This is a genomic window from Croceibacter atlanticus HTCC2559 (assembly GCF_000196315.1).
Lineage (GTDB): Bacteria > Bacteroidota > Bacteroidia > Flavobacteriales > Flavobacteriaceae > Croceibacter > Croceibacter atlanticus.
Window position 1 is genome coordinate 1,359,350 of the sequence record NC_014230.1, and the last position, 25,424, is coordinate 1,384,773.

22 protein-coding genes are annotated in these 25,424 nt (G+C 34.3%); 12 read left to right on the plus strand and 10 right to left on the minus strand.

Translation table 11 applies throughout. The features are described 5' to 3' along the window. The first annotated feature begins 27 nt into the window (after window positions 1-27). The 5 genes from CA2559_RS06080 to CA2559_RS06100 all read left to right on the plus strand — a co-directional run bounded on the left by CA2559_RS06080 (window position 28) and on the right by CA2559_RS06100 (window position 9,819). Complete coding sequence (locus CA2559_RS06080) at window positions 28-2,649, plus strand: T9SS type B sorting domain-containing protein (protein WP_013186973.1); 2,622 nt, start codon at window positions 28-30, stop codon at window positions 2,647-2,649. 21 nt (window positions 2,650-2,670) lie between these two features. Next, the gene (locus tag CA2559_RS06085; RefSeq protein ID WP_049787196.1) at window positions 2,671-4,740 is read left to right on the plus strand and encodes a gliding motility-associated C-terminal domain-containing protein; all 2,070 of its coding nucleotides are present in this window, start codon (window positions 2,671-2,673) and stop codon (window positions 4,738-4,740) included. A gap of 108 nt (window positions 4,741-4,848) precedes the next feature. Continuing rightward, on the plus strand, window positions 4,849-7,149 hold the full coding sequence (locus tag CA2559_RS06090) for a choice-of-anchor L domain-containing protein (protein WP_013186975.1): 2,301 nt from the start codon (window positions 4,849-4,851) through the stop codon (window positions 7,147-7,149). 21 nt (window positions 7,150-7,170) lie between these two features. After that, complete coding sequence (gene uvrB / locus CA2559_RS06095; RefSeq protein WP_013186976.1) at window positions 7,171-9,177, plus strand: excinuclease ABC subunit UvrB; 2,007 nt, start codon at window positions 7,171-7,173, stop codon at window positions 9,175-9,177. A 30-nt stretch (window positions 9,178-9,207) separates the two neighbouring features. Continuing rightward, window positions 9,208-9,819 (plus strand): DEAD/DEAH box helicase, encoded by a 612-nt coding sequence (locus CA2559_RS06100; RefSeq protein WP_013186977.1) that lies wholly within the window; start codon window positions 9,208-9,210, stop codon window positions 9,817-9,819. A gap of 101 nt (window positions 9,820-9,920) precedes the next feature. Here CA2559_RS06100 and CA2559_RS06105 read toward each other — a convergent pair whose 3' ends face one another. Further along, window positions 9,921-10,367, minus strand: a complete 447-nt coding sequence (locus CA2559_RS06105) for an Hsp20/alpha crystallin family protein (RefSeq protein ID WP_013186978.1) — start codon at window positions 10,365-10,367, stop codon at window positions 9,921-9,923. Between the two features lie 181 nt (window positions 10,368-10,548). Between CA2559_RS06105 and CA2559_RS06110 the strand changes: the two genes are divergently transcribed. Next, a complete protein-coding gene (locus CA2559_RS06110) occupies window positions 10,549-11,838 on the plus strand; it encodes a DUF2254 domain-containing protein (RefSeq protein ID WP_013186979.1) in 1,290 nt (429 codons plus the stop codon). A gap of 45 nt (window positions 11,839-11,883) precedes the next feature. Here the strand turns inward: CA2559_RS06110 and CA2559_RS06115 are convergent, their stop codons facing one another. The 5 genes from CA2559_RS06115 to CA2559_RS06135 all read right to left on the minus strand — a co-directional run bounded on the left by CA2559_RS06115 (window position 11,884) and on the right by CA2559_RS06135 (window position 16,611). Continuing rightward, entirely contained in the window at window positions 11,884-12,300 is a 417-nt protein-coding gene (locus CA2559_RS06115) for a hypothetical protein (RefSeq protein ID WP_013186980.1), read from the minus strand. A gap of 107 nt (window positions 12,301-12,407) precedes the next feature. Further along, window positions 12,408-13,439, minus strand: coding sequence for a COX15/CtaA family protein (locus CA2559_RS06120; protein WP_013186981.1), 1,032 nt, complete (start codon window positions 13,437-13,439; stop codon window positions 12,408-12,410). Window positions 13,440-13,444: 5 nt separating this feature from the next. Then, on the minus strand, window positions 13,445-14,878 hold the full coding sequence (locus CA2559_RS06125) for a CCA tRNA nucleotidyltransferase (protein WP_013186982.1): 1,434 nt from the start codon (window positions 14,876-14,878) through the stop codon (window positions 13,445-13,447). Between the two features lie 34 nt (window positions 14,879-14,912). After that, window positions 14,913-15,473, minus strand: a complete 561-nt coding sequence (locus CA2559_RS06130; protein WP_013186983.1) for an L-threonylcarbamoyladenylate synthase — start codon at window positions 15,471-15,473, stop codon at window positions 14,913-14,915. Window positions 15,474-15,483: 10 nt separating this feature from the next. Then, window positions 15,484-16,611 (minus strand): cytidylyltransferase domain-containing protein, encoded by a 1,128-nt coding sequence (locus CA2559_RS06135; protein ID WP_041240933.1) that lies wholly within the window; start codon window positions 16,609-16,611, stop codon window positions 15,484-15,486. Window positions 16,612-16,758: 147 nt separating this feature from the next. Between CA2559_RS06135 and CA2559_RS06140 the strand changes: the two genes are divergently transcribed. Beyond that, window positions 16,759-17,523: a hypothetical protein gene (locus CA2559_RS06140; RefSeq protein WP_013186985.1), complete on the plus strand. Its 765-nt coding sequence runs from the start codon at window positions 16,759-16,761 to the stop codon at window positions 17,521-17,523. A gap of 1 nt (window position 17,524) precedes the next feature. Here CA2559_RS06140 and CA2559_RS06145 read toward each other — a convergent pair whose 3' ends face one another. Continuing rightward, on the minus strand, window positions 17,525-18,283 hold the full coding sequence (locus CA2559_RS06145; RefSeq protein WP_013186986.1) for a glycosyltransferase family 2 protein: 759 nt from the start codon (window positions 18,281-18,283) through the stop codon (window positions 17,525-17,527). Window positions 18,284-18,380: 97 nt separating this feature from the next. On the opposite strand from CA2559_RS06145, the gene CA2559_RS06150 reads away from it, so the two are divergent. After that, window positions 18,381-19,199 carry a glycosyltransferase family 2 protein gene (locus CA2559_RS06150; RefSeq protein WP_013186987.1) on the plus strand — a complete coding sequence of 273 codons (819 nt, stop codon included), beginning with the start codon at window positions 18,381-18,383 and terminating at the stop codon, window positions 19,197-19,199. Window positions 19,200-19,218: 19 nt separating this feature from the next. Next, on the plus strand, window positions 19,219-20,040 hold the full coding sequence (locus CA2559_RS06155; RefSeq protein WP_013186988.1) for a glycosyltransferase: 822 nt from the start codon (window positions 19,219-19,221) through the stop codon (window positions 20,038-20,040). A 17-nt stretch (window positions 20,041-20,057) separates the two neighbouring features. Here CA2559_RS06155 and CA2559_RS06160 read toward each other — a convergent pair whose 3' ends face one another. Together CA2559_RS06160 and CA2559_RS06165 are read right to left on the minus strand one after the other, a co-directional pair. Continuing rightward, entirely contained in the window at window positions 20,058-21,104 is a 1,047-nt protein-coding gene (locus CA2559_RS06160; protein ID WP_041240934.1) for a glycosyltransferase family 9 protein, read from the minus strand. A gap of 14 nt (window positions 21,105-21,118) precedes the next feature. Next, on the minus strand, window positions 21,119-21,934 hold the full coding sequence (locus CA2559_RS06165) for a 2,3,4,5-tetrahydropyridine-2,6-dicarboxylate N-succinyltransferase (protein WP_013186990.1): 816 nt from the start codon (window positions 21,932-21,934) through the stop codon (window positions 21,119-21,121). Window positions 21,935-22,023: 89 nt separating this feature from the next. Between CA2559_RS06165 and ruvX the strand changes: the two genes are divergently transcribed. The 3 genes from ruvX to CA2559_RS06180 are packed head-to-tail and all read left to right on the plus strand — an operon-like array spanning window position 22,024 to window position 23,508. Beyond that, a complete protein-coding gene (gene ruvX / locus CA2559_RS06170) occupies window positions 22,024-22,431 on the plus strand; it encodes a Holliday junction resolvase RuvX (protein WP_013186991.1) in 408 nt (135 codons plus the stop codon). A 30-nt stretch (window positions 22,432-22,461) separates the two neighbouring features. Next, on the plus strand, window positions 22,462-23,052 hold the full coding sequence (gene def, locus CA2559_RS06175) for a peptide deformylase (protein WP_013186992.1): 591 nt from the start codon (window positions 22,462-22,464) through the stop codon (window positions 23,050-23,052). Window positions 23,053-23,094: 42 nt separating this feature from the next. Further along, window positions 23,095-23,508 carry a DUF5606 family protein gene (locus CA2559_RS06180; protein WP_013186993.1) on the plus strand — a complete coding sequence of 138 codons (414 nt, stop codon included), beginning with the start codon at window positions 23,095-23,097 and terminating at the stop codon, window positions 23,506-23,508. 76 nt (window positions 23,509-23,584) lie between these two features. On the opposite strand, the gene CA2559_RS06185 is transcribed toward CA2559_RS06180, so the two are convergent. Beyond that, on the minus strand, window positions 23,585-25,393 hold the full coding sequence (locus tag CA2559_RS06185) for an acyl-CoA dehydrogenase family protein (protein WP_013186994.1): 1,809 nt from the start codon (window positions 25,391-25,393) through the stop codon (window positions 23,585-23,587). Window positions 25,394-25,424 lie beyond the last annotated feature (31 nt).

The following is a 25,424-nucleotide window of genomic DNA, read 5'->3' on the forward strand; positions in this document are numbered from 1 at the left end:
ATTATTTGATATATTTGGAAACTTGCTATGAAAAAATATATCTTAATTTTATGCTCCTTATTTTTAGGGGTAACTCTTCATGCCCAAGGTGAGGCAAATAACTGGTACTTTGGTGGTAATGCTGGAGTTACATTTAATACTACACCACCAAGTGCACTAACAGATGGAAGATTGGTAACCACCGAAGGGTGCTCAACCATATCAGATGTTAATGGAAATCTTCAATTTTATTCTGATGGGCGTTCTGTATGGAACAGAAACCACCAAAAGATGTCTAATGGAGACTACAACACTGGACAAGGTTTATTAGGAGATCCTTCTAGTACCTCGAGTGCCTTAATAGTACCGCATCCAGGTTTAGATGGTATTTATTACATTTTTGCTGTAGATGAGCCTCATCACGACAACGCAGCTGCATTTCCAGGACAAGGTCCAGCACTCCAAAATGGTAACCCTACTGGAGACGGAAACTATACAGATGTAAATGATGGTGTTCCAAATATAGATGATGGGTTTAATAATGGATTTACATATTCTGTAGTAGATATGTCTTTAAATAATGGATTGGGAGATGTTGTAGCTTCAGAAAAAAATATTCAGTTAGAAACCTTCAATCCAAATTTTAATAATCAAGCCAAATTTAAATGTTCAGAAAAAGTCACTGCAGTAAGAGGTGCAGTTTGTGGTGAGGTTTGGGTAATTACACATTTTATAAATAAGTTTTACGCTTTTAAGGTAGACTCAAGTGGTCTGGATACTACTCCAGTAATTTCAGAAGTAGGTCCAGCTGTTACAACATCAAATTACAGAAGAGCAGCTTTGGGGTATATGAAAGCTTCTCCAGATGGAAACCGTATAGCAGTTGCACATAATACATTTACTTATTTTCCTCCAAATGTTTCAGATGAAGGTGATGGTGGTGTGTATTTATATGATTTTGATAGAAATACAGGTGTAGTTTCTAATAATCAGGAGTTATATCAAGGTGCTTCAGCATATGGTGTTGAGTTTTCAGCAAACTCAGAACGACTTTTTGCCTCAATGAGCTCACCAGAATTATTTTCAACCTTACACCAATGGGATTTATCAGCGGCTAATATTCCGAATTCAAGAGTTGAGTTGTTTGGACCTTCTGGTGGTGGTTCTTTGTTTTCTATGCAATTAGCGCCAAACGGGAAAATTTATGTGTCTTCATTCGGCTCAAACAATTTAATGGTAATTAATAACCCTGAAGAATTAGGGAACGATGTAAATTTTGCAACAGATGTGTCTGGTGGCGCAATTAACCTTCAAGGTGGTGAAGCTAGGCTAGGACTGCCTCCGTTTATACAGTCTTTTTTAACGAGCAAAGTAAATATAATTAACAACACAGCCTCAACAGATGATACTGAGGAGCATTTAGAGTTATGTGAAAGTGATAACTACACACTTGTAACAGAAAATATTCCTGGTGTTAATTATGTCTGGTATAAAGACGATGTTTTAATTGCTGGAGAAACAGATAATACTTTACAAATTTCCAGACCAAATAATGGCGAAACCTTACCTTATACAGAAAATTACAGATTAGAGATAGACTTAAATAATGGAGATTGCCCATTGTTTGGTGTTGCAGAAGTTACCTATTATGAAACTCCTGAAGCTACTATGCCTATGGATATAAGTTTGTGTGATGAGGATAATGATGGCCAGGAACAATATAATTTAGGTGCTCAAAATGCAGAGATTTTAACGGGACAAACAAATCCTAACTTCTTGGTGACTTATCACAGTAATCAAGCAGATGCAGAAAATGGTTTAAACCCTATTAATATAAATTATACAGTATCAGAAACCTTACAAACTATTTATGCAAGAGTAGAAAACACTAATAACAGAAACTGTTTTGATACTACAAGTTTTGAAATTGAACTATTCTCAATTTCTCAGTTTGGAGATGACGAAGAGATAATCTATTGTTTAGAAGATTTACCAGAAACAGTGCAACTTAACTCAGGTATACCAGTTTCCGAGATACAAGATTATTCATTTGTATGGCAGCCAAGTAATGAAACAACACCTTCTATTTCTACAACAGAGTTGGTAACTCATACAGTTACAATTACTAACACGATTACTGGATGTAGTTATGAAAAATCATTTACTATTACCGCTTCAAACCAAGCGCAAAACATCACGTTCGAGATTTCAGATTTTAGTGAGCAAAATACAATTATGGTCAACTTGGGAACAGAAAGTATAGGAGACTATGAGTTTGCACTAAACTCTGAAAGTGGTCCATTTCAAGATGACCCAACATTTACAAATGTGCCACCAGGTTTTTATGACATCTTTGTGAGAGATAAAAATGGTTGTGGTGTTAGCGCTCGGTTAGATATAGGAGTACTAGGTTTTATGACATTCTTTACGCCTAATGCAGATGGTTTTAATGATGTGTGGAGACTAGTAGGTGTGTCAAGACAACGCGAAGCCAATGCCAGAGTAAATATTTTTGATCGCTACGGTAAATTGCTAAAATCTTTTGCTGCAGGAACAGGTTCCTGGAACGGTAATTTTAATGGTAATCCTATGCCATCCGGAGATTATTGGTTTCAAATTATTTTAGAAGATGGCACGCAATACAGATCTAATTTTACTCTAAAACGTTAACTTTATAGACCAATTTGGTCTATGAGGTACATCTTAACTTTCTTAGTATTAGTTTCTTTAATGTCCAATGCGCAAGATATATCCTTGTTGCAGCAACTTAATGGGCGTTATGACTATTTAGCTATAGGAAATACCATGAACCAATTTGAAAATGGAGCTAATGGTGTTTGTGTTATTAATACAGAATCTTCTGCAACTCTAACAATAAATGATTCTTCTCAAATAATAGCGGCGTACTTATATTGGGCTGGTTCTGGTAGTGGTGATTTTAATGTAATGCTTAACGATATTGAGATAACTGCAGAGCGTACGTTTAGTGATTCCCTAGATGCTACTCGGGAGTTTTTTGCTGCATTTGCAGATGTATCAGGTCAAATAATTAATACAGGAACAGGAAACTATACATTAAGTCAATTAGATCTTACTGATGCTATAGGACCATACTGTTCCTCAGGAACAAATTTTGCAGGTTGGGCAATAGTTGTAGTGTATGAAAATGATGTATTGCCATTAAATCAAGTAAATATCTATGACGGATTACAAAGTGTCCCAGACGAGCTCACCATAACACTTAATAATTTAAATGTTTTAGATAACGAAGGTGCAAAAATAGGTTTTGTAGCTTGGGAAGGTGACTCGGCTTTAGCGGTAAATGAATCTTTAAGGATAAATGGAAATGTAATAGGTAATCCACCACTAAACCCTAGTACAAATGCTTTTAATGGCACTAATAGTTTTACGGGAAACCAAGATCTATATAATATGGATATAGATGTATATGACCTGCAGAACAATATAGAAATAGGGGATCAAAGTGCTGAGATTTCTCTTACTAGTGGTCAAGATTTTGTGATGATTAATAATGTTATTACAGTATTAAACAGTCAACTGCCAGAAGCTACAATAGCAATAAATGCTATTAGTCGAGACTGTTTTTCTAGAGTTGTGAATCTTAATTACACGGTTTTTAACAGCAATAGTACAGATGTTCTGCCTGCCTTCACGCCAATTGCTTTTTATATAGAAGATGAGTTGGTGGCAACATCTGAAACCCAAAATAACATTCCTATTGGTGGTAGTGAAACATATTCAATTTCTGTTATGATTCCTGAAAATAGCCCAAACACTGCTACTGTAATTGCATCTGTTGATGATAATGGTTTTGGTGAAGGTACAGTTACAGAAAGTAATGAGCTAAATAATATAGATGAAGCACCTTATGAGTTATTGCTACCTGCAATAGTTACAGAAGCATTAGATGTAGAGTTATGTGATTCAGGACAAACTGTGTTTTTAGATATTACACAACAAGAAATAGATGTGATAGGAAATCAAAGCAATGTTGAGGTAGCTTATTATTTAACTTTAGAAGATGCTGAAGCTTCTACTAATGCTATTTTAAACCCTTCAGATCTCGAAATAACAGAATCTTTGCAAACCATTTTCTATAGTGTTTTTTCAATTAGTGACCCAACGTGTGCCGTTACTTCAAGCTTTCAAGTGTCTGTTGTGGAGCCACCAGTACCTGTTGCAATACAAGATGTAACAAGTTGTGATTTTGAGAATGTTAATAGTGTGGCTTTTAATTTTAGTGTAATTCAAATGCAAATAGAGAATGATAATCCCAATGCAGTTGTGTCTTTTTATACTTCACTAGAAGACGCAGAACAGGCAGAAAATGCTATAGGTCTTAATCCAACGTTTCAAACAGAAACATTGCCACGTACAGTATATGTTAACATTAGTAATCCTAGTTTTGAGAATTGCTCTGTTATTGAAACTTTTAGGGTTACTACAGAAAACTGCGATATAGAAGTGCCTACAGGATTTTCTCCAAATGGAGACCAAACCAATGATACGTTTACGATAGCCGGATTAGACAATTTCTACGAAAACTATGAGCTAAGAATTTATAACCGTTGGGGAACGTTGGTGTATATAGGAAATAAAAACACAGCAGATTGGGACGGTTTTAGCAATCAGCCATCAATAGGCAAAAAGAGCTTACCAGTTGGCACCTATTTTTATTGGCTACAATTAGACCCAGAAAAAACAGATATTAAAGTTGGTTGGGTGTATTTAACCCGATGATTAATGATTATAATCTCCTGTTAAATTGCATAGAATCTACGTTCTAGGTTGTATTTTTGCAAAAAAAAATTGAAAGTGCCCAATAAATTATTTCTTTTTATTTGTGCCATGTGGTGTCTAGGTTATGCCAATGCGCAAAATATTAGTGTAGATGCTCAGTCTTTTACATCGCAACAGTTAATTGAAGATGTGTTGGTAGGTATGGGTTGTGTGGAAAATGTTCAGGTAACCAATACGGTAAGTGGTCAATTTTCACAAGATTTAAGCTACGGTTATTTTCAAAATAATGGTGGCAGTTTTCCTTTTGAGGAAGGTGTAGTTTTAAGTACAGGCAGGTTAAATAATGTGCCAGGTCCAAATACCACATTAAGCGATGATGACGCAAACGGCTGGAATGGTGATCAAGACCTAGAAGATGCCCTTAACATTAACAATACAATTAATGCCACTGTAATAGAGTTTGACTTTACGCCATTGTCAAGTAGCTTAAGCTTTAGGTATATTTTTGCTTCAGAAGAATACAGAGCAAACAATTCATCAACATGTAATTTTTCAGATGCTTTCGGATTCTTAATAAGACCTGTTGGCGGTCAATATGAAAACATTGCGTTAATTCCTGGAACAAACACACCTGTCCTAGTGACTACTGTAAGACCAGAGATTATAGAAAATGGAGAACAAGCCTGTCCTGCAATTAATGAACAGTTTTTTGGAAGTTTTAATGGCAACAATGCGCCTATAAATTTTAATGGACAAACAGCTGTACTTACTGCAGAAACAGATGTTGTGCCAAATACACAATACCACATAAAATTAGTAATTGCAGACGAAGGTAACTTTAGGTTTGATTCTGCTGTATTTCTTGAAGCTAACAGCTTTGGGTTAAACGTAAATTTAGGACCAGACTTGTTAATTTCTAACAATATGGCATTGTGTACAGATGAAGAAACAACTTTAACTGCTATTGAGGCGCCACCAGGAGAAACTTATACATACAGATGGTTTCAGGATAATATATTACAACCAGAAGTCTCTAATGAATTTTTGGTATCGCAACCTGGTACCTATCGTGTTGAGGTTAGTATTGGTAATGGGTGTTCACAAGAAGACGAAATTATAGTTGAGTATGATACGCCTCCAAACGTTGAAAATGCTACACTTACAGAGTGTGATGTTAATGCAAATGGTATTGCTGTATACAGTTTGTTTAGCTCAGAGCCACAAGTTATAAATGGAGATAATAGCCTTCAAATCACAATGTTTTTTCCAACATTGGAAACTGCAGAAATGAATAGTGATCAAATTACAAATCCGTCACAATACGAAAACTCTACACCAAACGAAATTGTATATGCTCGTGTAAGAAATCAATCTGGTTGTGTGTCTATTGCAGAAGTATTACTAACCACAACACCAGCAACAACAGTGCCGCCACAAGACTATGAAATATGTGGAGAAAACGGTTTTTCTGAGTTTCAGATATCCGAGATAGACGCGTTGTTTGATGCCGAAACAATGCCAAACTCTACCTATAGTTATTTTAGGACGACAGATGATGCTGCAAGTGGTACAAACGAGATAACTACGACAACATTTATAAATGAAACTGTAAACCAGCAAACTTTAATTGTTGTAATAGAAAATGCAAGTGAGTGTTACGAAAATTCACAAGTCACCTTATTCTCAAGAGATACACCTATCTTAATGGATGATGAAATTTTGCCGTTATGTGCAGACGGTCAAACACCAAGTGTAATGTTAGATGCTGGAGTTGTACAGGCAAATGCAAACGCAACATACCAATGGTCTAACGGTGCTACAACACCAACGATATCTGTAACAAATGCTGGAGATTATACTGTTACGGTAACAAATACATATGCTAGTGGATTAAGTTGTGCTGCAACGCGTACAATATCAGTTGTAGAAGGTTCTACTGCACAAATCTCAATTTCTTTAAGTGGAGGTTTCCCAAATCAAACGGTGACGGTTAACGCACAAGGGCAAGGAAATTATACCTATGCATTGGATAATAGTAGTGGACCGTATCAGGAATCTAATGTTTTTGAAAATGTTGAACCTGGACAACATACCGTATTTGTGAGAAGTGAGTTTTGTGGAACCACACCGTTTACTTTTGGAGTGCTTAATTTTCCAAAATTCTTCTCGCCAAATGGTGATGGTTTTAACGATGTATGGAGTGTGCTAAATGCAGATAGAAATAATCCAGTAGTGAAGCATATCTATATTTTTGATAGATATGGTAAATTGTTAACTACCCTAAACTCTGCAGCATCTGCTTGGGACGGTACGTTTAATGGCAAGGCTTTGCCTGCTTCAGATTACTGGTTTTTAGCAGAATTTATAGATGGCTTCCAATACCGCAGTCATTTTAGCTTGATTAGATAATCTTTTCTGTAATTTTAAGATATGAAGTTTACAATAGAATCTGAGTACAAGCCAACAGGAGATCAACCTGGTGCAATAAAACAATTAGTGTCTAATATTGAAGAAAATGAACAATATTCTACATTGCTTGGTGTAACAGGTTCGGGTAAAACATTTACGGTTGCAAATGTTATTAAGGAAGTGCAACGCCCAACATTAGTATTGGCGCACAATAAGACATTGGCAGCACAATTATATTCAGAGTTTAAAAGCTTTTTTCCGCATAATGCAATTGAGTACTTTGTTTCGTATTATGATTACTACCAACCAGAAGCTTTTATACCAACATCTGGAACGTATATAGAAAAAGACCTTTCAATTAATGAAGAAATTGAAAAGTTAAGACTAAGTACAACCTCTTCATTATTATCTGGTAGGAGAGATGTGCTTGTGGTAGCTTCAGTTTCTTGTCTATATGGTATTGGTAATCCGGTTGAGTTTCAGAAAAATGTTATTTCTATTAAAAGGGATCAGCAAATTTCTAGAACAGAATTGCTCAAGAAGTTAGTACAAAGTCTTTATAGTAGAACAACTGGAGAATTTAATCACGGTAACTTCAGAATTAAAGGAGACACATTAGATGTTTATCCAAGTTACGCAGATGATGCGTTTCGAATACATTTCTTTGGAGATGAAATAGAAGATATTGAGCAGTTTGATGTGCAGACAAATACTGTTATAGAAAAGTATGAACGCTTAAATATATATCCTGCCAATATGTTTGTGACCTCGCCAGATGTGTTACATAAAGCAATAGACAACATAGCGTTAGACTTAGGAAAACAAACCGAATATTTTAAAGACATAGGGAAACACCTAGAGGCAAAACGTCTTGAGGAACGTACTAATTTTGATCTTGAAATGATTAAGGAATTAGGCTACTGCTCTGGTATAGAAAATTATTCGAGATATTTAGATGGCAGAGAACCCGGAACACGACCATTCTGTTTGTTAGATTATTTTCCGGAAGATTATTTAATGGTTGTAGATGAAAGTCACGTTACTATTCCGCAAGTACATGCAATGTATGGAGGTGACCGTAGCCGAAAGGAAAACCTAGTAGATTATGGTTTTAGGTTGCCTGCTGCTTTGGATAACAGACCTTTAAAATTTGAAGAGTTTGAGGCATTACAAAATCAGGTAATATATGTGAGTGCTACGCCAGCAGATTATGAACTACAGAAAACAGATGGTGTTTATGTTGAGCAAGTTATTAGGCCAACAGGATTATTAGATCCAATTATTGAAGTGCGCCCAAGCTTAAATCAAATAGATGATTTAATAGAGGAGATTCAAACTCGTGTAGATAAAGATCAGCGTACATTGGTAACCACGCTTACTAAGCGTATGGCAGAAGAGTTAGTAAAATATTTAACTCGAATAGATATACGCTGCAGGTATATACATAGTGATGTAGATACCTTGGAGCGAGTAGAAATAATGCAGGATTTACGAAAGGGTATTTTTGATGTTCTTGTAGGTGTTAATCTTCTTAGAGAAGGATTAGACTTGCCAGAAGTATCTTTAGTAGCAATTTTAGATGCAGACAAAGAAGGGTTTTTGCGTAGCAACAGATCGCTTACCCAAACTATTGGTCGTGCTGCAAGACACTTAGAAGGTAAAGCTATTATGTATGCAGATAAGATTACAGACAGTATGCAAAAAACAATAGATGAAACCGAATACCGCAGAACCAAACAAATAAACTACAACACCAAGCACAACATTACACCAACTGCTCTTAAAAAAGGTATAGATAGTGCATTGGCAGGCAAAAAAGTAGAACCTTATAAATTTGAAAAAGCACCGACTTTAAAAGCTGCGGAAGAAGAAGTGGCTTACTTTACAGAAGATCAGCTAGACAAGCGCATAAGAGAGGTTAGGAAAGCAATGGAAAAAGCTGCTAAAGAATTAGATTTTATTGAAGCCGCTAGGTTTAGAGATGAAATTAAAATGCTACAGCAGAAAAAAGAGAATCAAAAAGTTTAGGTTTGTACCTTACTCATTAAAACATACAACTTGTCATTTAAAAAATTAGAACCTTCAATTAAGCAAGTCCTTACAGAAAAGGAATTTATAGCGCCTACAAAATTTCAGAAACAAGCTATTTCTAAAATTAAAAGTGGTGTAAATCTGTTTGGAATTGGTCCAGAAGGTTGCGGTAAAACCACTGCATTAATTATAGGAGTTATTCAAAAACTAAAATCAGCTTTTGAAGATGCGCCTAGAGCATTAATAATTGTGGAGAACAAAGAGAAAGCTTTAGAGCTAGAATCACAATTTCTTCCTTTTTTAAAACCAACAGATTTAAGATTGTATTTGGCTTATGATGAGCAGCGTTTTGATCATCAAAAAGATGAAATTTATGATGGTGTAGATATTGTTATTGCTACTCCAAAAAGACTTACAGAGCTTTTTCAGAGAACAGGAATAAATGTTACGCAATTGCAAATGTACATTATAGATGATGCTGAGTTCTTGACAAGAGGAACTCAATTGTCTTTGGTAAACCGCATACCAGAAAGTATTCCCAAATGTCAATATATTATGAGTTCAACTCTATTTCATGACAAGCTAGAGCGCTTGCAGGACTCATTTATGTTTGGAGCCCACTTGGTAACCGTTAAATAAAAAAAGAACGGCACCAAATTATTTGATGCCGTTCTCGTAACTAACTAAACCAATTCTTCCCGCGAGATGAAACGGCTCGCATAATTGGGAAGCTTTTCAACTTATGATATCTCTATCATACGTTTTGCCTGTACCTTAGACTCCTCTTTTTTAGGTAATGTAATCGTTAAAACGCCTTGCTCGTAAGTAGCAGAGATGTTTTGATTATTTATAGTCTCTGGTAGGCTAAATGCTCTTTTAAAACTGTTGTAGCTAAATTCTTTTCTGGTAAACTTGCCATCTTCACTAGTGTTGTCTTTAACTTCTTTGGCTTCAGAAGAAATGGTTAGAACATCATTATCTAACTCAATATTAAAATCTTCCTTAGTTTTTCCTGGCGCAGCAACTAATACAGAAAAATCGTCATCGCTCTCCATAATGTTTACTGCAGGAATGCTTACACCAATGTTATTTACATTGCTTGTGCCACCTAGCCAATCTGTTTTAAACATATCATCTATCATAGATGGTAACCAATTGTTGTCTACTGTTCTTTTTGTAAGTGTCATAATATATGTGTTTTAAAAATTTGTAATCTAAATTCAGTAGGTATATAGCAATATAGATACCAACTCAATTATTATGACATTACGGCAGTTTTGAACACAAACAAGGTGACATTTTGTCTAAAATTGTTGTAAAAAGGTTAATGTGTTTCGTTTTCTATGTATATAGTGAGACATTTAAAGAATGAAACAACTCTTTAACCGGCTAATTTCTTTCTTTAATACTATTGAAAGTAAGATTGCTTTTTATCCCACATTGTTAGCCTTCTTTGGTTTTAACTTTGCCTTCCTAATGTTATTCCTAGAAAAGAAAGGAATTTCAAGAACACTAATTGAGAAAATCCCACAGTTATTAGTTGAAGATGGAGATACCGCATTAACTATTATAAGTGCGTGTATTGGTGGATTAATTTCTATGATGGTGTTTAGCTTTTCAATGGTTATGCTTTTGCTTAGTCAGGCTTCTAGTAATTTTTCGCCACGTTTATTGCCAGGACTAATCTCAGATAAAGTTCATCAGATAATTTTAGGTATTTACTTGGCAACCATTCTGTATAGCATCTTTATTTTGTTTGCCATAGAGCCTTCTGGAGATAAATATGATTTGCCTGGAATAGCTATTTTGTTGTCCATCATATTTACTATTGTTTGTATCTGCGCATTTATCTTCTTTATTCACAATATCTCTCAAAGTATTCAAATAAATAATATACTTGAAAACATCTTCATCCTAGCTAAAGGCAGAATATTAAAACTGATTGATGCAGAACATGATAAAGGGGAACTACCAGATTTTGAAGACACAGAAGACTGGTATGAATATAATATTAAGGAAAGTGGTTATTTTCAAAACATAGCAATGAATAATCTACTAGATCACTGTGAAGAGAACGATAACCGGCTTCATATTCTTCCTGTTAAAGGTATTTTTGTGTTAAATAACATTCCAGCTTTTAAAAGTAAAAATGAACTTACCGATGAAGAGGCAGATGATATAAGAGCGAATTTTAATTTTTCTAGAGGAGAGTTAATTGCAGATAATTATGCCTTGGCGTTTAAACAAATTACAGAGATTATTGTAAAAGCAATGTCTCCTGGAATTAATGATCCTGGAACAGCACTTAATGCTATAGATTATCTTACTGAGTTGTTTGCATTACGTATGCGAAAGCGAGATGAAACAATAATAACAAAAGATGAAACACCACTCGTAAAGTTAAATACTATTGATTTAGAAGAGTTGTTGTATCAAGTTATGGCATCTATAAGAACGTATTGCAAACAAGATATTACTGTAGTGCAAAAGCTATTTTTAATGTTTGAGTATTTAAAAATTCAGCCAACACCACATAAGGATTATGATGAGATTATTAATAAAGAAGCTTTAACGCTATTGGAAGACTCCCAACGTGCTATTGTTAATGAACGAGATATTGCACATTTAAATAAACTTGCAGAAAAATTTAAATCATAAAAAAAGCCTCCAATTTTGGAGGCTTTTTGTTTTTTTAAAGAAAGACTATTCCTCTTCCTCGTTATCATAATAATCTGAGAAAATCTCAAGAAACGCACCTGGCGTATGTACTTTGTTTGGGTAATCTCCCATACTATCCATCACAAGTTCGATAGCAGATTCGTGGAAGCCCATTCTAAAACCAAAGTTTTTAGCTTTTTCAAGATCTTTAGTAGATGGTTCTTTGTCAATATCCATAGCTAATAAAAGTCTATGAAAATGTGTGATACGCTCTGTTGATACCTTACGGTGAGTAGGAGAGTTTGTACCTTCGTATATAACTTCTAATTCGTCTTTAGAGATTTCTAGTGCTTCTGCAACATCTTCAAAAAACGTAAAGTCTAAATCGTCTAATGCTTCTTTACTTTTTCTAAAGCGAATCATATCAGACAACAAAATTGTTTTTTCAGTTTTTGTGCTCATAGTCAGTTTGTAATTTTTAGTAAAATTAAACCTTTTTTAAATCATTAATAAATTGAAAGCCTAAAACTTATATTAAGATTTTAAACCTTTTTTAGTCTTTTAGGTATTTAAGACTTTGCAATCTTAGGAAGCTTAGTGGCTTTTAAAGACTCCATTAGGATATAACTCTGTACTCCAAATAATACAGTTGCTATAATTAAGTGTAATGGCTGAGTTCCAAATGGAAAATCTATATAATACATTGCAATTCCAGATATAATCTCAATCCCAATTAAAATCAATACCCAGTTTAGTTTTTGAAAACCATAACCTAGTTTTCTATTTTGCCACCATAACATACCATTTACAAGAACTACAAGAATAGAAAATGTACGATGTATATAAAAACTAACAGTAGGATCTTTTAGCCAAAGTCCCTTTGCTGTATAGCCAACTATGTCTATTTGATTGTCAACAAATTGTCTTACTTGTGTGCCAAGGATGATTTGGATTAAAGTGAATACAATACTAATAATTAGTAAATTTTGAAAAAATGGTCTTTTAAAATGAGCAATGCGTTTAGTGCTTGTAGCGTGTACCAGGTAATTAAGAACAGCAACAATTACTAATGCCATAACCATATGGATGGTAATTTTTACTGGAGCTAATAATGAGTAAACAACTTTTGCTCCTAAATAACCTTGTATGCACATTAGGATTAGTGATACTATGGTAACTATGGTAATGTGCTTTTCAGATTTCCAATACTTAAAGGATAAAGCAGTCATAATAAGCATTGCAAGACCTGCTAATGCACCTAAAAGTCGATTTACATACTCTATCCATGTGTGCCAAGGATTAAAAATAGCATAGTCATGACGATCGTAAGTAGACCAGTTCTCCTCGTTGTAAGTAGTTCCAGATGTGAAATCTGAGCTGGCAACCCTTAAGCTTTCATCGACAATTATAACCTGACCTTCTTCGTATAGTCTGTTTGGTTGAAACTGAAGTTCTGCCTCTTCAGTTGGTGGTATATAATACCCAAAGCATTTTGGCCAATCTGGGCAACCCATTCCGCTTCCAGTCATACGAACTACTGCTCCAGCAATAATTACAAGGTAAACAAGAATAAGTGATATTTTGAGAAATGTTCTGTACATAGCTACTAGTGTGCCTTAAGTCCTAAGCTTTCGCCTTTTTCAATCATATAAGCTTTAGCAGCTTCATATTCATTAGGAATTTTACCATCTAAAATGGCTTGCTTTATAGATTCCTTGATCTGTCCTATTTCGCGACCTGGCTTAATCTTAAAGGTTTCCATAATTTCTTCTCCAGAAACAGGAGGCTGAAAATTACGAATATGGTCACGTTCTTCTACTTCTTTTATTTTAGTTCGTACAACTTCAAAATTCCTATGATAACGCCTGTAGCGTTTAGGGTTTTTGGTTGTAATATCTGCTTCACATAATGTCATTAAATCTTCAATGTAGTCTCCAGCATCAAAAATTAAACGCCTAACAGCACTGTCTGTAACATGGTCTTCAGAAATTACTATAGGACGAGAGCTCATTAATACCATTTTCTGGACAAATTTCATTTTGTCATTTAATGGCATCTTTAAGCGCTTAAATAGCTTGTATACCATTTTACTGCCTACAAACTCGTGACCGTGAAATGTCCATCCAATTTTCTTATGAAATTTCTTTGTAGGTGCTTTTCCTATATCGTGCAATAAAGCAGCCCAACGTAACCAAAGGTTGTCGGTATGTTTAGCAATATTGTCTACAACTTCCAAGGTATGCCAAAAATTATCTTTATGGCGTTGGCCTTCTTTCTCATCTATACCTTGTAACGCTGTTAGCTCAGGAAGTATATGTGGTAGCAATTCTGTTTTTCTAAGAAGAGCAAAACCTTTAGAAGGTGTGGTGGATAATAATATTTTATTAATCTCAGTAACAACACGTTCTTTGGTAATTATTTTTATACGCTCATTATTTCTGGTAATTGCATTTAAAGAGTCTTCTTGAATGAAAAAGTCTAACTGTGAGGCAAACCTAATAGCTCGTAACATTCGTAAAGGATCGTCACTATATGTAATGTCTGGATTTAAAGGTGTCTTAATAACGCCATTAGCAAGATCTTCAATACCATTAAATGGGTCTAGAATGTCACCAAAGTTCTCTTTGTTTAAACTTAAGGCCAAGGCGTTTATGGTAAAATCTCTTCGGTTCTGGTCGTCTTCTAGAGTGCCAGGCTCAACACTTGGATTTCTACTATCTTCAGAATAACTTTCTTTCCTTGCGCCAACAAATTCAACTTCTATATCGCCAGTTTCTAACATAGCGGTACCGTAAGTTTTAAAGACTTTTACCTTAGGTTTGTTGGGTAGCAGGTTAGCTACTTTTTTAGCTAATGCTATGCCGTTACCAATGGTTACAACATCTATATCTTTTGCATTACCTCGTTTTAAAAGAAAATCTCTTACAAATCCTCCAATAACATAAGAGGAAAGCCCCAATTCTTCAGAAGCTGTTGCAATAGTTTTAAAAACGGGATGTGTTAAGGCGTCTTTATAATTTTTTTGAAGTGTATCAGGCATTAAGTCAAGCTATTCATATAGCAATTTGAAAAGCTTATTTACGTAAAACTTTTACCATACCATCACTACCAAGCTTAATGATAGCAGAAGGTTTCGCCATATTTTTATTCTGATGCAAATTTACGACATAGTCAACGCCTTTTAAAATTTCATCGCTTATCTCTTTAAAGTTTTTTGGAGATGGTTTGCCGCTAATATTTGCAGAAGTAGATACTAGTGGGCGTTTAAATTTCTTAACCAAATCATTACAAAACTTATCTTTTGCAACTCTTACTGCTAAACTTTCATCTTCTCCCACAACATTTTCTGCAACTAATTTAGCTTTGTCATAAATTATGGTAGTCGGCTTTTGAGCATATTTTAAAATGTCATAAGCCACTTCTGGAATATTCTCAATATACTGGTTAAGCATTTTATAGTCATGAACCAGACATACTAAAGCCTTGCTTTCTGCGCGCTTTTTTAGTTCAAACACTTTTTGAACAGCATCGTAGTTAGTAGCATCGCAACCAATTCCCCAAATAGTATCTGTAGGATAAAGTATAAGTCCTCCTTTTTTTAATACGTTAAGGCATTTATTTAGTTCTTCTTTCATAGTTGGGCCTTTAGGCTTTAAATTGACGGTTGTTATATTGTAATAAAAATTCTGTAGCTTCTCTAATTGCACCGTTTCCAGAATCTTTAGAAAGGACAACATCTACCAAAGGTAATACTTGGTTTGTTGCATTTTTAGGTGCAAAAGACCAACCTACAGAACATAGGTTTGCTAGATCGTTTACATCATCTCCTACATAGGCTATCTCAGATCTGCTTATTTGTTGTGTTTGTATAAAATTTTCTAATAAAGAGTATTTGTCTTTTGCACCTAAAAAGAGATGTTTAAGTTTTAATTTTTCCATACGCTTTCTTACAAGTTTAGAGTCTTCGCTAGTCATAATGACAACTTGAATATTGTGTTCTCTCATTATCTCTAATCCCATACCATCTCGCATATCAAAACGTTTTGCCATTTCTCCATTTTCATCATAGTAAACACCGCCATCTGTAAAAACACCATCTACATCTAATACAAGGTATTTAATCTTTTTATTTTCTTTATTAGAGATTAATAAATTAGCAAGACTAAGCTCTGCCAATTGCCAATCATTAAAGTTAGAAAGTGTAGCTGTTGCGTGTTTAGGCATTTCTACTGTAGCAACAGTACCTGTTAAAAGAGATTTGTTGTTTTTCAGGTTGTTTACAGTAGTTGAGAATACACCCGAGTTTTCAATTTGAAAGCCTTCATTGTCATTTATAGCTTCTCCATTAGAGTTCCATATTGAGTTTAAAGTATTAGCAACGGTTACTGCAGAAGAATTCCCGTCTACAATGGCTTCTAAACATTTATTAATGTCCTTAGATCTTGTAAATGGGTTAGTGGCAAGTAAAAGGCTTAAACTATCAAACTGCTCAGAAGTATTTTCAAGAAACTCTATTGCAGCATTTTCTAATGAACCTTCTTCACTGGCTTTACTTCTGTTTATAACTTTTACTTTATCTGTCCATTGGTAGTGAGTTGCTATAAAATTTGTAATCCACTCATCATTTGTGGCTACAACAACAAGGTCTAATTTGGAGTAAATAGCTTCAGTAAGAATCCAGCAGAAAAGTGGTCTGCCCAACATTTTCTTTCTGTTCTTATTTGGAATGGTAGCCGAATGCGTTTTTAACGGTATTAACCCAACATGTCGCATAGTATAGTAGTTTGTGTGGTCAAATTTAAGGATTTAATTAAGATTGAAAGCCTTAAGTATGATGTAGCTGAATTTTATACTATTTAAATCTTAGGAAACAGTTTCTCATATTATTTTCTATGCAGACTAAAGTTGTATTTTTGTGTCGTGAAAACAGTAGTTTCAGAAGCATATCAATCTAAGAAAGCAACCTTGCTTAACTTCATTACTAATTTTAAGTCTCAAGGGCATAAAATTTATGGAGGTGATCGTAACACGCTTAAAACTTTCGACTTAGAAGGTGAAAAGGTAACGGTAAAGGCCTTTAAAACGCCAAACGTTGTTAATCGTATAGTTTATAACTACTTCAGAAAAAATAAGGCACAACGTTCTTTTGAACATGCCCATATTTTATTGTCTTTAAATATTGGGACACCATTTCCTGTTGCTTATATGCAGAATAGCAATGCTTTATCTTTTTTAGATAGCTATTATATATGCAAACATATTAACTATGATCTTACCTATAGGGAGCTAGTTGAGCAGCCAGATTTTCCTCAACACGAAGCTATACTTAGAGCATTTACTGCATTTACGTTTAAACTGCATGAGTCAGGTGTGTTTTTTAAAGATCACTCTCCAGGAAATACATTAATCACAATAAATAATGGCGATTACAAATTCTATTTGGTAGATCTTAATAGAATGACTTTTGGTAAGCTAAGTTTTCAAGATCGTATGGAAAACATGAAACGTCTTACACCAAAAAAAGAAATGGTTGCCATTATGGCTAATGAGTATGCTAAGCTTTCGGGAGAATTAGAAGGCCGAATATTTAAGACGCTTTGGGAGTTAACTAGTGATTTTCAAATGAAGTTTTATAGAAAAAGACGTTTAAAGAAGCGTTTCTTATTCTGGCAAAATAGAGAGTAAACTATTGTTTTAAATTGATGAGTTCCCTCAATTTAATGTACTTAAGGAATGTGATGTTTGCTGTTTGTACAGCGATTACAAAACCGTTAAAGCCATCTAGAATTCCGAGTCTAATTATATAGGCATTAAAAAACGCCCAAGTAGGCTTAAGTATAATTTTCCACAACGGTGCTTTTTTTCCTAATTCGAAGTATGAAGATGCAGAAATTGTAGAAAATTTCTCTGTACTTAGATTAAATTCGGAGTAGGTTTTATAGTTCCAATGTAATATGTCTCCATCTAAACTTCCTGAGCTACAATTATCAGAAAGTTTATAAGAATCGTGAGGATTTATACCTTGCCAAGAACCTTTAGTTTTGTCAAAAACCCTTAGTTTCTTATCTGGGTACCAGCCAGAATGATTAATCCATTGCCCGCAAAAATTGTTGTAACGCTTAATGTAATAACCATCTTTCTGCCAGTTAGATTTTAATTTTAATATTGATTTTTGAAGAGTATCAGACAATGCCTCATCACCATCTAAAGACACCACATAGTTTGAAGAGGTTTTAGTAAGCGCAAAATTCTTTTGTTGTATGTATCCTAAAAACTCTTGCTCAATAAAGGTAACATTGTAGTTTAAACAAATCTCTTTAGTATTATCTGTTGAGAATGAATCTACAACCACAATTTCATCAACTACAGGAATAAGAGATTTTAAGCAACGCTCAATATTAAGCGCCTCGTTAAATGTAATTATGACTGCAGAAAGTTTAATCATCAAGACTGTTGAAGTTGTAAGTTATTTAGCATCAAAATTTAAAAATGGATTAACATTTCCCTGAAGCTCTCTATGTAAAAATAGTTATTTTTGAATGATGACAATACCCAAGCTTTCAGTAATCATAAGTACCTATAATAAGCCAAAAGATCTTTCTTTAGTGCTACACGGTTATTTAGAACAAACTGAAAAAGATTTTGAAATCATAATAGCAGATGATGGCTCCACAGAAGAGACACAGCAAATGCTAGCTAAATTTTCTGAAAAGCATAATATTAAGATTTATCACGTTTGGCATAAGGACCAAGGATTTCAGAAAACTAAAATTTTAAATAAAGCTATACTGCAGTCAAACTCAAACTATCTGCTATTTACAGATGGTGATTGTTTACCTAGAAAAGACCTTGTTAAAAAACATATTGAGTTAAGAAGAGATAAGCACTTTTTATCTGGAAGTTATTATAAGCTTAATGAACAAGTCTCAGAAACTATTACAATTCCTATAATAAAAGAACAGTCTTGTTTTAATGCAAAATGGTTAAAAAGTAAAGGGCAAGATGTGACCTTTAAAATAAATAAACTTACGTCATTTGGATTTAAGGAATGGTTTTTAAATACCTTCACTACTACAAAAGCAACTTGGGATGGCTGTAATGTTTCTGGTTGGAAAAAAGATATTTTAGCGGTTAATGGTTTTGATGAGCGTATGCAATATGGTGGTGAAGATAGAGAGTTGGGTGAGCGATTGGTAAATTATGGAGTGCAACCAATACAGGCTAGATATAGCCTTGTTTGCGTTCATCTTCATCACGATCGTCCCTATAAGAATGATGAAGCTTTTAAAGCAAATTTGCTAATACGAAGCCAGACCAAAAAACAACGAATTATTAAAACCAAATACGGTATAAACAGTTAGCACAACAGATTAAAACTTTATGAAGAAACATCCTTACAGTGCTACGATTTTAATTAATGCTCACCACGATATGTCCTGGTTGGAAAAAACATTGTGGAGTTATAGCTGCCAAACTTATAAAGATTTTGAAATAATTATAGCGAACTCTTTTAGTCTTTCTTCTGAAATTGAAAATCTTATCTTTCAGTTTAAAAAGGAAAGTGATATTGCTTTAAAACAGATAGTGCCATCAAAAAAACTTTTGGCTTCTCAGGTTTTAAATGCAGCTATTGTAAATAGTCAATCTAACTATATCATTATGGTTGAGGGTTATTGTGTGGCAAAATCAGATTTTGTTGAGCAGCATATGGCGCTAAGAAAAGAAGGTTATTTTCTTTCTGGAGGAACGTTTAAATTACCTAAAAATATTTCAGCAGAAATTACCAAAGAAGATATACTAACTCAAAATTGTTTTGATAAAAAGTGGTTGAGAACTAAAGGCTTAAAGCGATTTTTTAAGACACAAAAACTTACTGCTAGAGGAATTCAGGCTAAGATATTAAACAAAGTAGTTCCTACAAACGCTACTTGGAATGTACATAATTCTAGCGGATGGAAAAAAGACCTATTAGCAATTAACGGCGTAGATGAACGTATGGTTAATGGTGATCAAGGAAGGGAAATGGGTGAGCGTTTAATTAATAATGGTATTAAATCTAAACAAATTAGGTATTCCGCTACGTGTTTAAAACTATCTCCTATAAACTCTAAAGTAACACAAGATGCTTTCGATTTAAATATGAAAATACGTATTGAGACTAAAAAAAATAATAAAACAAAGACAGATTTCGGAATTAAATAAAATACAAAACCTTTTAGCTATTTAAGGTTGTCGAGAAATGAATTGAGTTTAGGTGAAATTAAATCTGGTGTAAATTTCTTGTATAATTCTGCTTGTCTTTTATGAAAAGCCTTCCTTTTATAATCTGTAAATAATTCTGGGAAGAATTGTTTTAAGTGTATGGCTTTATTAGTAGTGTGTTCTTTCTCTATTGCCCAAGTCTCTGTACGAACCCAAGGAGAAAATATTGCAAATGTAGGCACGTTTACTGCCTTGGCCATATTTACTGCGCCACCTTCATTCCCAATAAGTGCTGTGCAAAAAGAAGTAAGAATTATAAACTCTCTTAAGCTGTTGCCATACAAATCAAAAAATATTTGTTGTTGTGTTTCTGGCTTACACTTGTCGTAAATAGCATTCGCACTTTCTAGCTGACTAGGAATATAGTTAAACAGTAATTGTGCGTGTGGTGTGTGTTTTACAATTGTATCTGTTAGCTCTGCAAAATAGTGTAAAGGATAAGTTTTATCTTCAGAACTACCTAATACGTTAAGCATAAAGATAGGTTTGTTAAAGTCTAAATCTGAAGCTTCCATTTTCTTTCGCACGGCTTGCTTTTCCTCTTCTGTTATATAGATCTTAGGGGTTATTGAGTAATCAATCTGTTCAGCAAAAGAGCTAATAAGCTGAAACCTATTTTCTATAGCCAGTGCAACACCATTTTTACTTTTAGGTATAGGCGAATAGGCTAGATTATAGGTTAACCAAGAATACCATTTTTTGTACCCAATTCTTTTTTTAGCGCCTATTTTTAAAGATAAGAGTCCTGTTGCAACCTTAGAATAAGAGTCAACAATAATGTCGTAACCTTCAGTTTTTAAAATTTTGGTAATAGATGAGTCTTTATCATTATCTATAATAAAGACTCTATCTATAAAAGGATTGTTTTTTATTACTGGAGTTGTATGTTTCATCACTAAGTAATGAAGTTGTGCTTTAGGAAACTCTTTTTTGAGAGCTTCAAAAAGAATAGATGTTGTTAAAACATCTCCAATCATTTTCTTTTGGATGATTAAAACTTTCATAATCTGGTTGTGCTCTAAACAGCTACATTATATTCACGTAGAGCATCGTTTAAAGATGTCTTTTTGTTAGTGCTCTCTTTTCTTGTTCCAATAATTAATGCGCAAGGAACCTGAAACTCTCCTGCTGGAAATTTTTTGGTATAACTTCCAGGAATCACTACAGATCTTGCAGGTACTAAACCCTTAGTTTCTTTAGGAGTATCTCCGGTAACATCGATAATTTTAGTAGATGCTGTTAATACTACGTTTGCACCAAGGACAGCTTCTTTTTCTACTCTAACACCTTCAACTACAATACAACGAGACCCTATAAATGCGTTATCTTCAATAATTACTGGAGCGGCTTGTAGTGGCTCTAAAACACCGCCAATACCAACGCCACCGCTAAGGTGTACATTTTTACCAATTTGAGCACAGCTTCCTACTGTTGCCCAAGTATCTACCATTGTGCCTTCATCTACATAAGCTCCGATATTTACATAGCTAGGCATCATAACAACGCCTTTAGATATGTATGCACCATGTCTTGCTACAGCGTGAGGTACAACTCTAATTCCTTTTTCTTTATACCCTTTTTTTAGTGGAATTTTATCGTGGTATTCAAATATACCAGCTTCCATAGTTTCCATTTTCTGAATAGGAAAATAAAGCACAACAGCTTTCTTTACCCATTCATTTACTTGCCAGCCATTTTCTGTTGGCTCTGCACAGCGAAGTTCTCCTAAATCTAATTTGTTTACCACAGTTCTTATAGCGTCCTGTGTTTCTGTAGTGGTCAAGGCATCTCTGTTATCCCAAGCGTGCTCTATTATTTGCTGAAGATTGGTCATAAGTAGTCTATTTTTAAACAAAGATAGGAAGCAATATCTAAAGATTGCAACCCTTATCAATAAACCTTACATTTGCCGAAATTATAGTAATGGCGCGCATTTTAGCAATAGACTATGGAGCTAAACGTACAGGAATAGCGGTTACAGACGAGCTTAAGCTAATAGCCTCTGGACTTACAACTGTAAGAACACACGACCTCGAGAGTTTTTTAAAAGACTATTTTGAAAAAGAAAAGGTAGAGCTTGTACTTATTGGAGAGCCTAAACAAGTAGATGGTACTCATTCTGAAAACGAGGAACGTATCATTCATTTTATAAACAGGTTTAAAAAAGTTTTCCCTACAATGCAGTTTGAGCGAGTAGATGAAAGATTTACTTCAAAAATGGCGTTCCAGACTATGATTGATAGTGGCTTGAAAAAAAAGCAACGACAAAATAAAGCACTTGTAGACGAAATTAGTGCTACCATTATTTTACAAACCTATCTTTACAGATAATAGAAGTTGTAAAGCAAGAATTTAAATGTTATGATTTTACCTATAGTAGCTTACGGAAATCCGGTTTTAAAGAAAAAGGCTAAGGACATTACAAAAGACTACCCAAAGCTTGATGAACTTATTGAGAATATGTGGGAAACTATGTATGGTGCACACGGCGTTGGCTTGGCTGCTCCTCAAGTGGGATTGCCTATACGTTTATTTGTAATAGATCCTTCTCCCTTTGCAGATGATGAAGAGTTAACTGAAGAAGAACGAAAACAATTAACCGGTTTAAAAAAGCTATTTATTAATCCTGTTATTACTGAAGAAACTGGAGATGAATGGGCCTTTAGTGAAGGTTGTTTAAGTATTCCAGATGTTAGGGAAGATGTGTTTAGACAACCAGATATTACAATTGAGTATGTAGATGAAAACTTTAAGGCACATACAGAAACGTATACAGGAATTGCAGCAAGAGTTATTCAACACGAATATGATCATATTGAAGGTATTTTATTTACAGATAAACTATCGTCATTAAAAAAACGTTTAATAAAAGGAAAACTTAATAATATTAGTAAGGGTAAAGTAGATGTAGATTACAGAATGAAATTTCCAAATCTTAAGAAAGGGAGATAACAGTTATTATTATACATTTGCGATCCAAAAAAATAAAACTTTATGAGTTTAGATAAAATTCTTTCAATTTCTGGTAAGCCAGGTTTATATGAGTTAAAGGCACGTACAAGAGCAGGTTTCGTTGCAGAAAGTTTAGTAGATGGTAAGAAAATGGCAGTAGGTGCTCACAACAATGTAAGTATGTTAAGTGAGATAGCTATTTATACATATTCTGAAGAAGTTCCACTTAGAGAAGTGTTTCAGAAAATTGCAGAAAAAGAAGATGCTAAAGAAACTATTTCTCACAAGTCTTCTAAAAAGGAATTAGAAAACCTTTTCTCTGAAGTATTACCAGAATATGATGAAGATAGAGTATACATAAGTGATATAAAAAAGGTGATACAATGGTATAACCTTTTAGTTAAAAATAATGTTACAGATTTTTCTGAAACCGAAGCTAGCTCTGAAGAAGAGTAATATTTTAAAGCTTATAAAAAATAAAAAACCCAATCTTAAAAAGATTGGGTTTTTTTGTACACTGTAAGAGATGTTATTAGTAACAGTAGGTGTTAGCTTCTGTTAAGGTTGTGGCAATTGTTTTACGTAAAGCAACCACGTTAGGTTGATTTTGGTATTTAGTAAAACGCTTAAGTCCCATTAACATCATACGTTGTTCGTCTCCTTCAGCAAAAGATACGATAGCCTCTTTAGCATTCTTAATAATATCATCAACTGCGTGATAAAGATTAAGCTTACTCATAGCTAGTTGTTCTTTTTGAGAGTCTTCACCAAATCTCTTAATGTTCTTTTCGGTTCTTAATATAGCAGATTCTGCCATATATACTTTTATTAGAATATTAGAAGCGCTCATAAGTAATTGTTGGTGGTCTTCTAATTGTGGCCCATATTTTTGAACAGCGCTACCAGCTACCATTAAAAATACTTTCTTTAAACGAGCAATCATATCTTTTTCTTCAGAAAGAACTTCAGAAAAATCTGGTGTATCAAAAGAAGGAATACCGGTTAACTCTTGGCCAACTGCAGTTGCAGGTCCTAAAAGATCTACTTGACCTTTCATTGCTTTCTTTACAAGCATACCTACTGCAAGCATTCTGTTAATTTCATTGGTTCCTTCGTAAATACGAGAAATACGAGCGTCTCTCCAAGCAGATTCCATTGGTGTGTCTGCGCTAAAGCCCATTCCACCGTAAATTTGAATACCTTCATCAGAACAGTTTTGAATATCTTCAGATACGGCAACTTTAAGAATTGAACATTCAATTGCATATTCCTCAACACCTTTAAGTTCTGCCTCACTGTGAGATGCACCATCTGCCATACGTATAGCGATACGGTCTTCAATATTTTTAGCAGCTCTGTAAGAAGCACTTTCACCTACATAAGCAGCAGTAGCCATTTCAGCTAATTTTTGTTGTATAGCTCCAAATTGAGAAATAGGAGTTTTAAACTGTATACGGTCATTTGCATACTTAACTGCACTGTCTATCACTCGACGCTGTGCATCTAAACACGCAGCAGCAAGCTTAATACGGCCAACGTTTAAAGCATTCATTGCAATTTTAAATCCGTTACCACGCTCAGATAACATATTCTCAACAGGGACTTCAGTATCATTAAAGAATACTTGTCTTGTTGAAGAAGAGTGTATACCTAGCTTCTTTTCTTCTTCACCCATAGAGATACCATTTTCAGGGTTGTTCTCTACGATAAAACCAGTAATGTTTTTGTCATCTTCTATTCGAGCAAAAACTACAAATAGATTACAGAAACCTGCATTACTAATCCACATTTTTTGACCAGTAATCTTATAATGTGTACCATCTTCAGAAAGAACAGCTTTAGTTTTTCCAGAATTGGCATCACTACCTGCACCAGGTTCAGTTAAACAATAGGCACCAAACCACTCACCAGTAGCTAATTTCGGTACATATTTTTTCTTCTGCTCTTCATTACCATATAACGTAATTGGCATTGTACCAATACCAGTATGTGCACCAAACGCAGTAGCTATAGATCCTGTTGCGCCAGAAATATAATCACATACCAACATTGTAGTTACAAAGCCCATACCTAAACCATCATACTCTTCTGGAACAGCAACACCTAATAAACCAAGTTCACCAGCTTTACGCATGATTTCTTCTGTAAGTGCGTAGTCTTTTTTCTCAAAACGCTCTTTATTTGGCCAAATTTCTCTGTCTACAAATTCTTTAACAGAGTCGCGCATCATTTTTTGCTCCTCAGAGAAGTCTTCTGGAGTAAAAATATTTTCGCAAGGTGTTTCTTTTACTAAAAATTGCCCACCACGAAGCATATCTTTATTTAATTCTTTTGATTCCATATTTAATTAAGATTGTTAAGAATAAACCTAG

Coding starts and splice junctions, on each gene's coding strand:
- CA2559_RS06080 (WP_013186973.1), top strand. CDS start 28: ATGAAAAAATATATCTTAATTTTATGCTCCTTATTTTTAGGGGTAACT.
- CA2559_RS06085 (WP_049787196.1), top strand. CDS start 2,671: ATGAGGTACATCTTAACTTTCTTAGTATTAGTTTCTTTAATGTCCAAT.
- CA2559_RS06090 (WP_013186975.1), top strand. CDS start 4,849: ATGTGGTGTCTAGGTTATGCCAATGCGCAAAATATTAGTGTAGATGCT.
- uvrB (WP_013186976.1), top strand. CDS start 7,171: ATGAAGTTTACAATAGAATCTGAGTACAAGCCAACAGGAGATCAACCT.
- CA2559_RS06105 (WP_013186978.1), bottom strand. CDS start 10,367: ATGACACTTACAAAAAGAACAGTAGACAACAATTGGTTACCATCTATG.
- CA2559_RS06110 (WP_013186979.1), top strand. CDS start 10,549: ATGAAACAACTCTTTAACCGGCTAATTTCTTTCTTTAATACTATTGAA.
- CA2559_RS06115 (WP_013186980.1), bottom strand. CDS start 12,300: ATGAGCACAAAAACTGAAAAAACAATTTTGTTGTCTGATATGATTCGC.
- CA2559_RS06120 (WP_013186981.1), bottom strand. CDS start 13,439: ATGTACAGAACATTTCTCAAAATATCACTTATTCTTGTTTACCTTGTA.
- CA2559_RS06125 (WP_013186982.1), bottom strand. CDS start 14,878: ATGCCTGATACACTTCAAAAAAATTATAAAGACGCCTTAACACATCCC.
- CA2559_RS06130 (WP_013186983.1), bottom strand. CDS start 15,473: ATGAAAGAAGAACTAAATAAATGCCTTAACGTATTAAAAAAAGGAGGA.
- CA2559_RS06135 (WP_041240933.1), bottom strand. CDS start 16,611: ATGCGACATGTTGGGTTAATACCGTTAAAAACGCATTCGGCTACCATT.
- CA2559_RS06145 (WP_013186986.1), bottom strand. CDS start 18,283: ATGATTAAACTTTCTGCAGTCATAATTACATTTAACGAGGCGCTTAAT.
- CA2559_RS06150 (WP_013186987.1), top strand. CDS start 18,381: ATGACAATACCCAAGCTTTCAGTAATCATAAGTACCTATAATAAGCCA.
- CA2559_RS06155 (WP_013186988.1), top strand. CDS start 19,219: ATGAAGAAACATCCTTACAGTGCTACGATTTTAATTAATGCTCACCAC.
- CA2559_RS06160 (WP_041240934.1), bottom strand. CDS start 21,104: ATGAAAGTTTTAATCATCCAAAAGAAAATGATTGGAGATGTTTTAACA.
- CA2559_RS06165 (WP_013186990.1), bottom strand. CDS start 21,934: ATGACCAATCTTCAGCAAATAATAGAGCACGCTTGGGATAACAGAGAT.
- ruvX (WP_013186991.1), top strand. CDS start 22,024: ATGGCGCGCATTTTAGCAATAGACTATGGAGCTAAACGTACAGGAATA.
- def (WP_013186992.1), top strand. CDS start 22,462: ATGATTTTACCTATAGTAGCTTACGGAAATCCGGTTTTAAAGAAAAAG.
- CA2559_RS06180 (WP_013186993.1), top strand. CDS start 23,095: ATGAGTTTAGATAAAATTCTTTCAATTTCTGGTAAGCCAGGTTTATAT.
- CA2559_RS06185 (WP_013186994.1), bottom strand. CDS start 25,393: ATGGAATCAAAAGAATTAAATAAAGATATGCTTCGTGGTGGGCAATTT.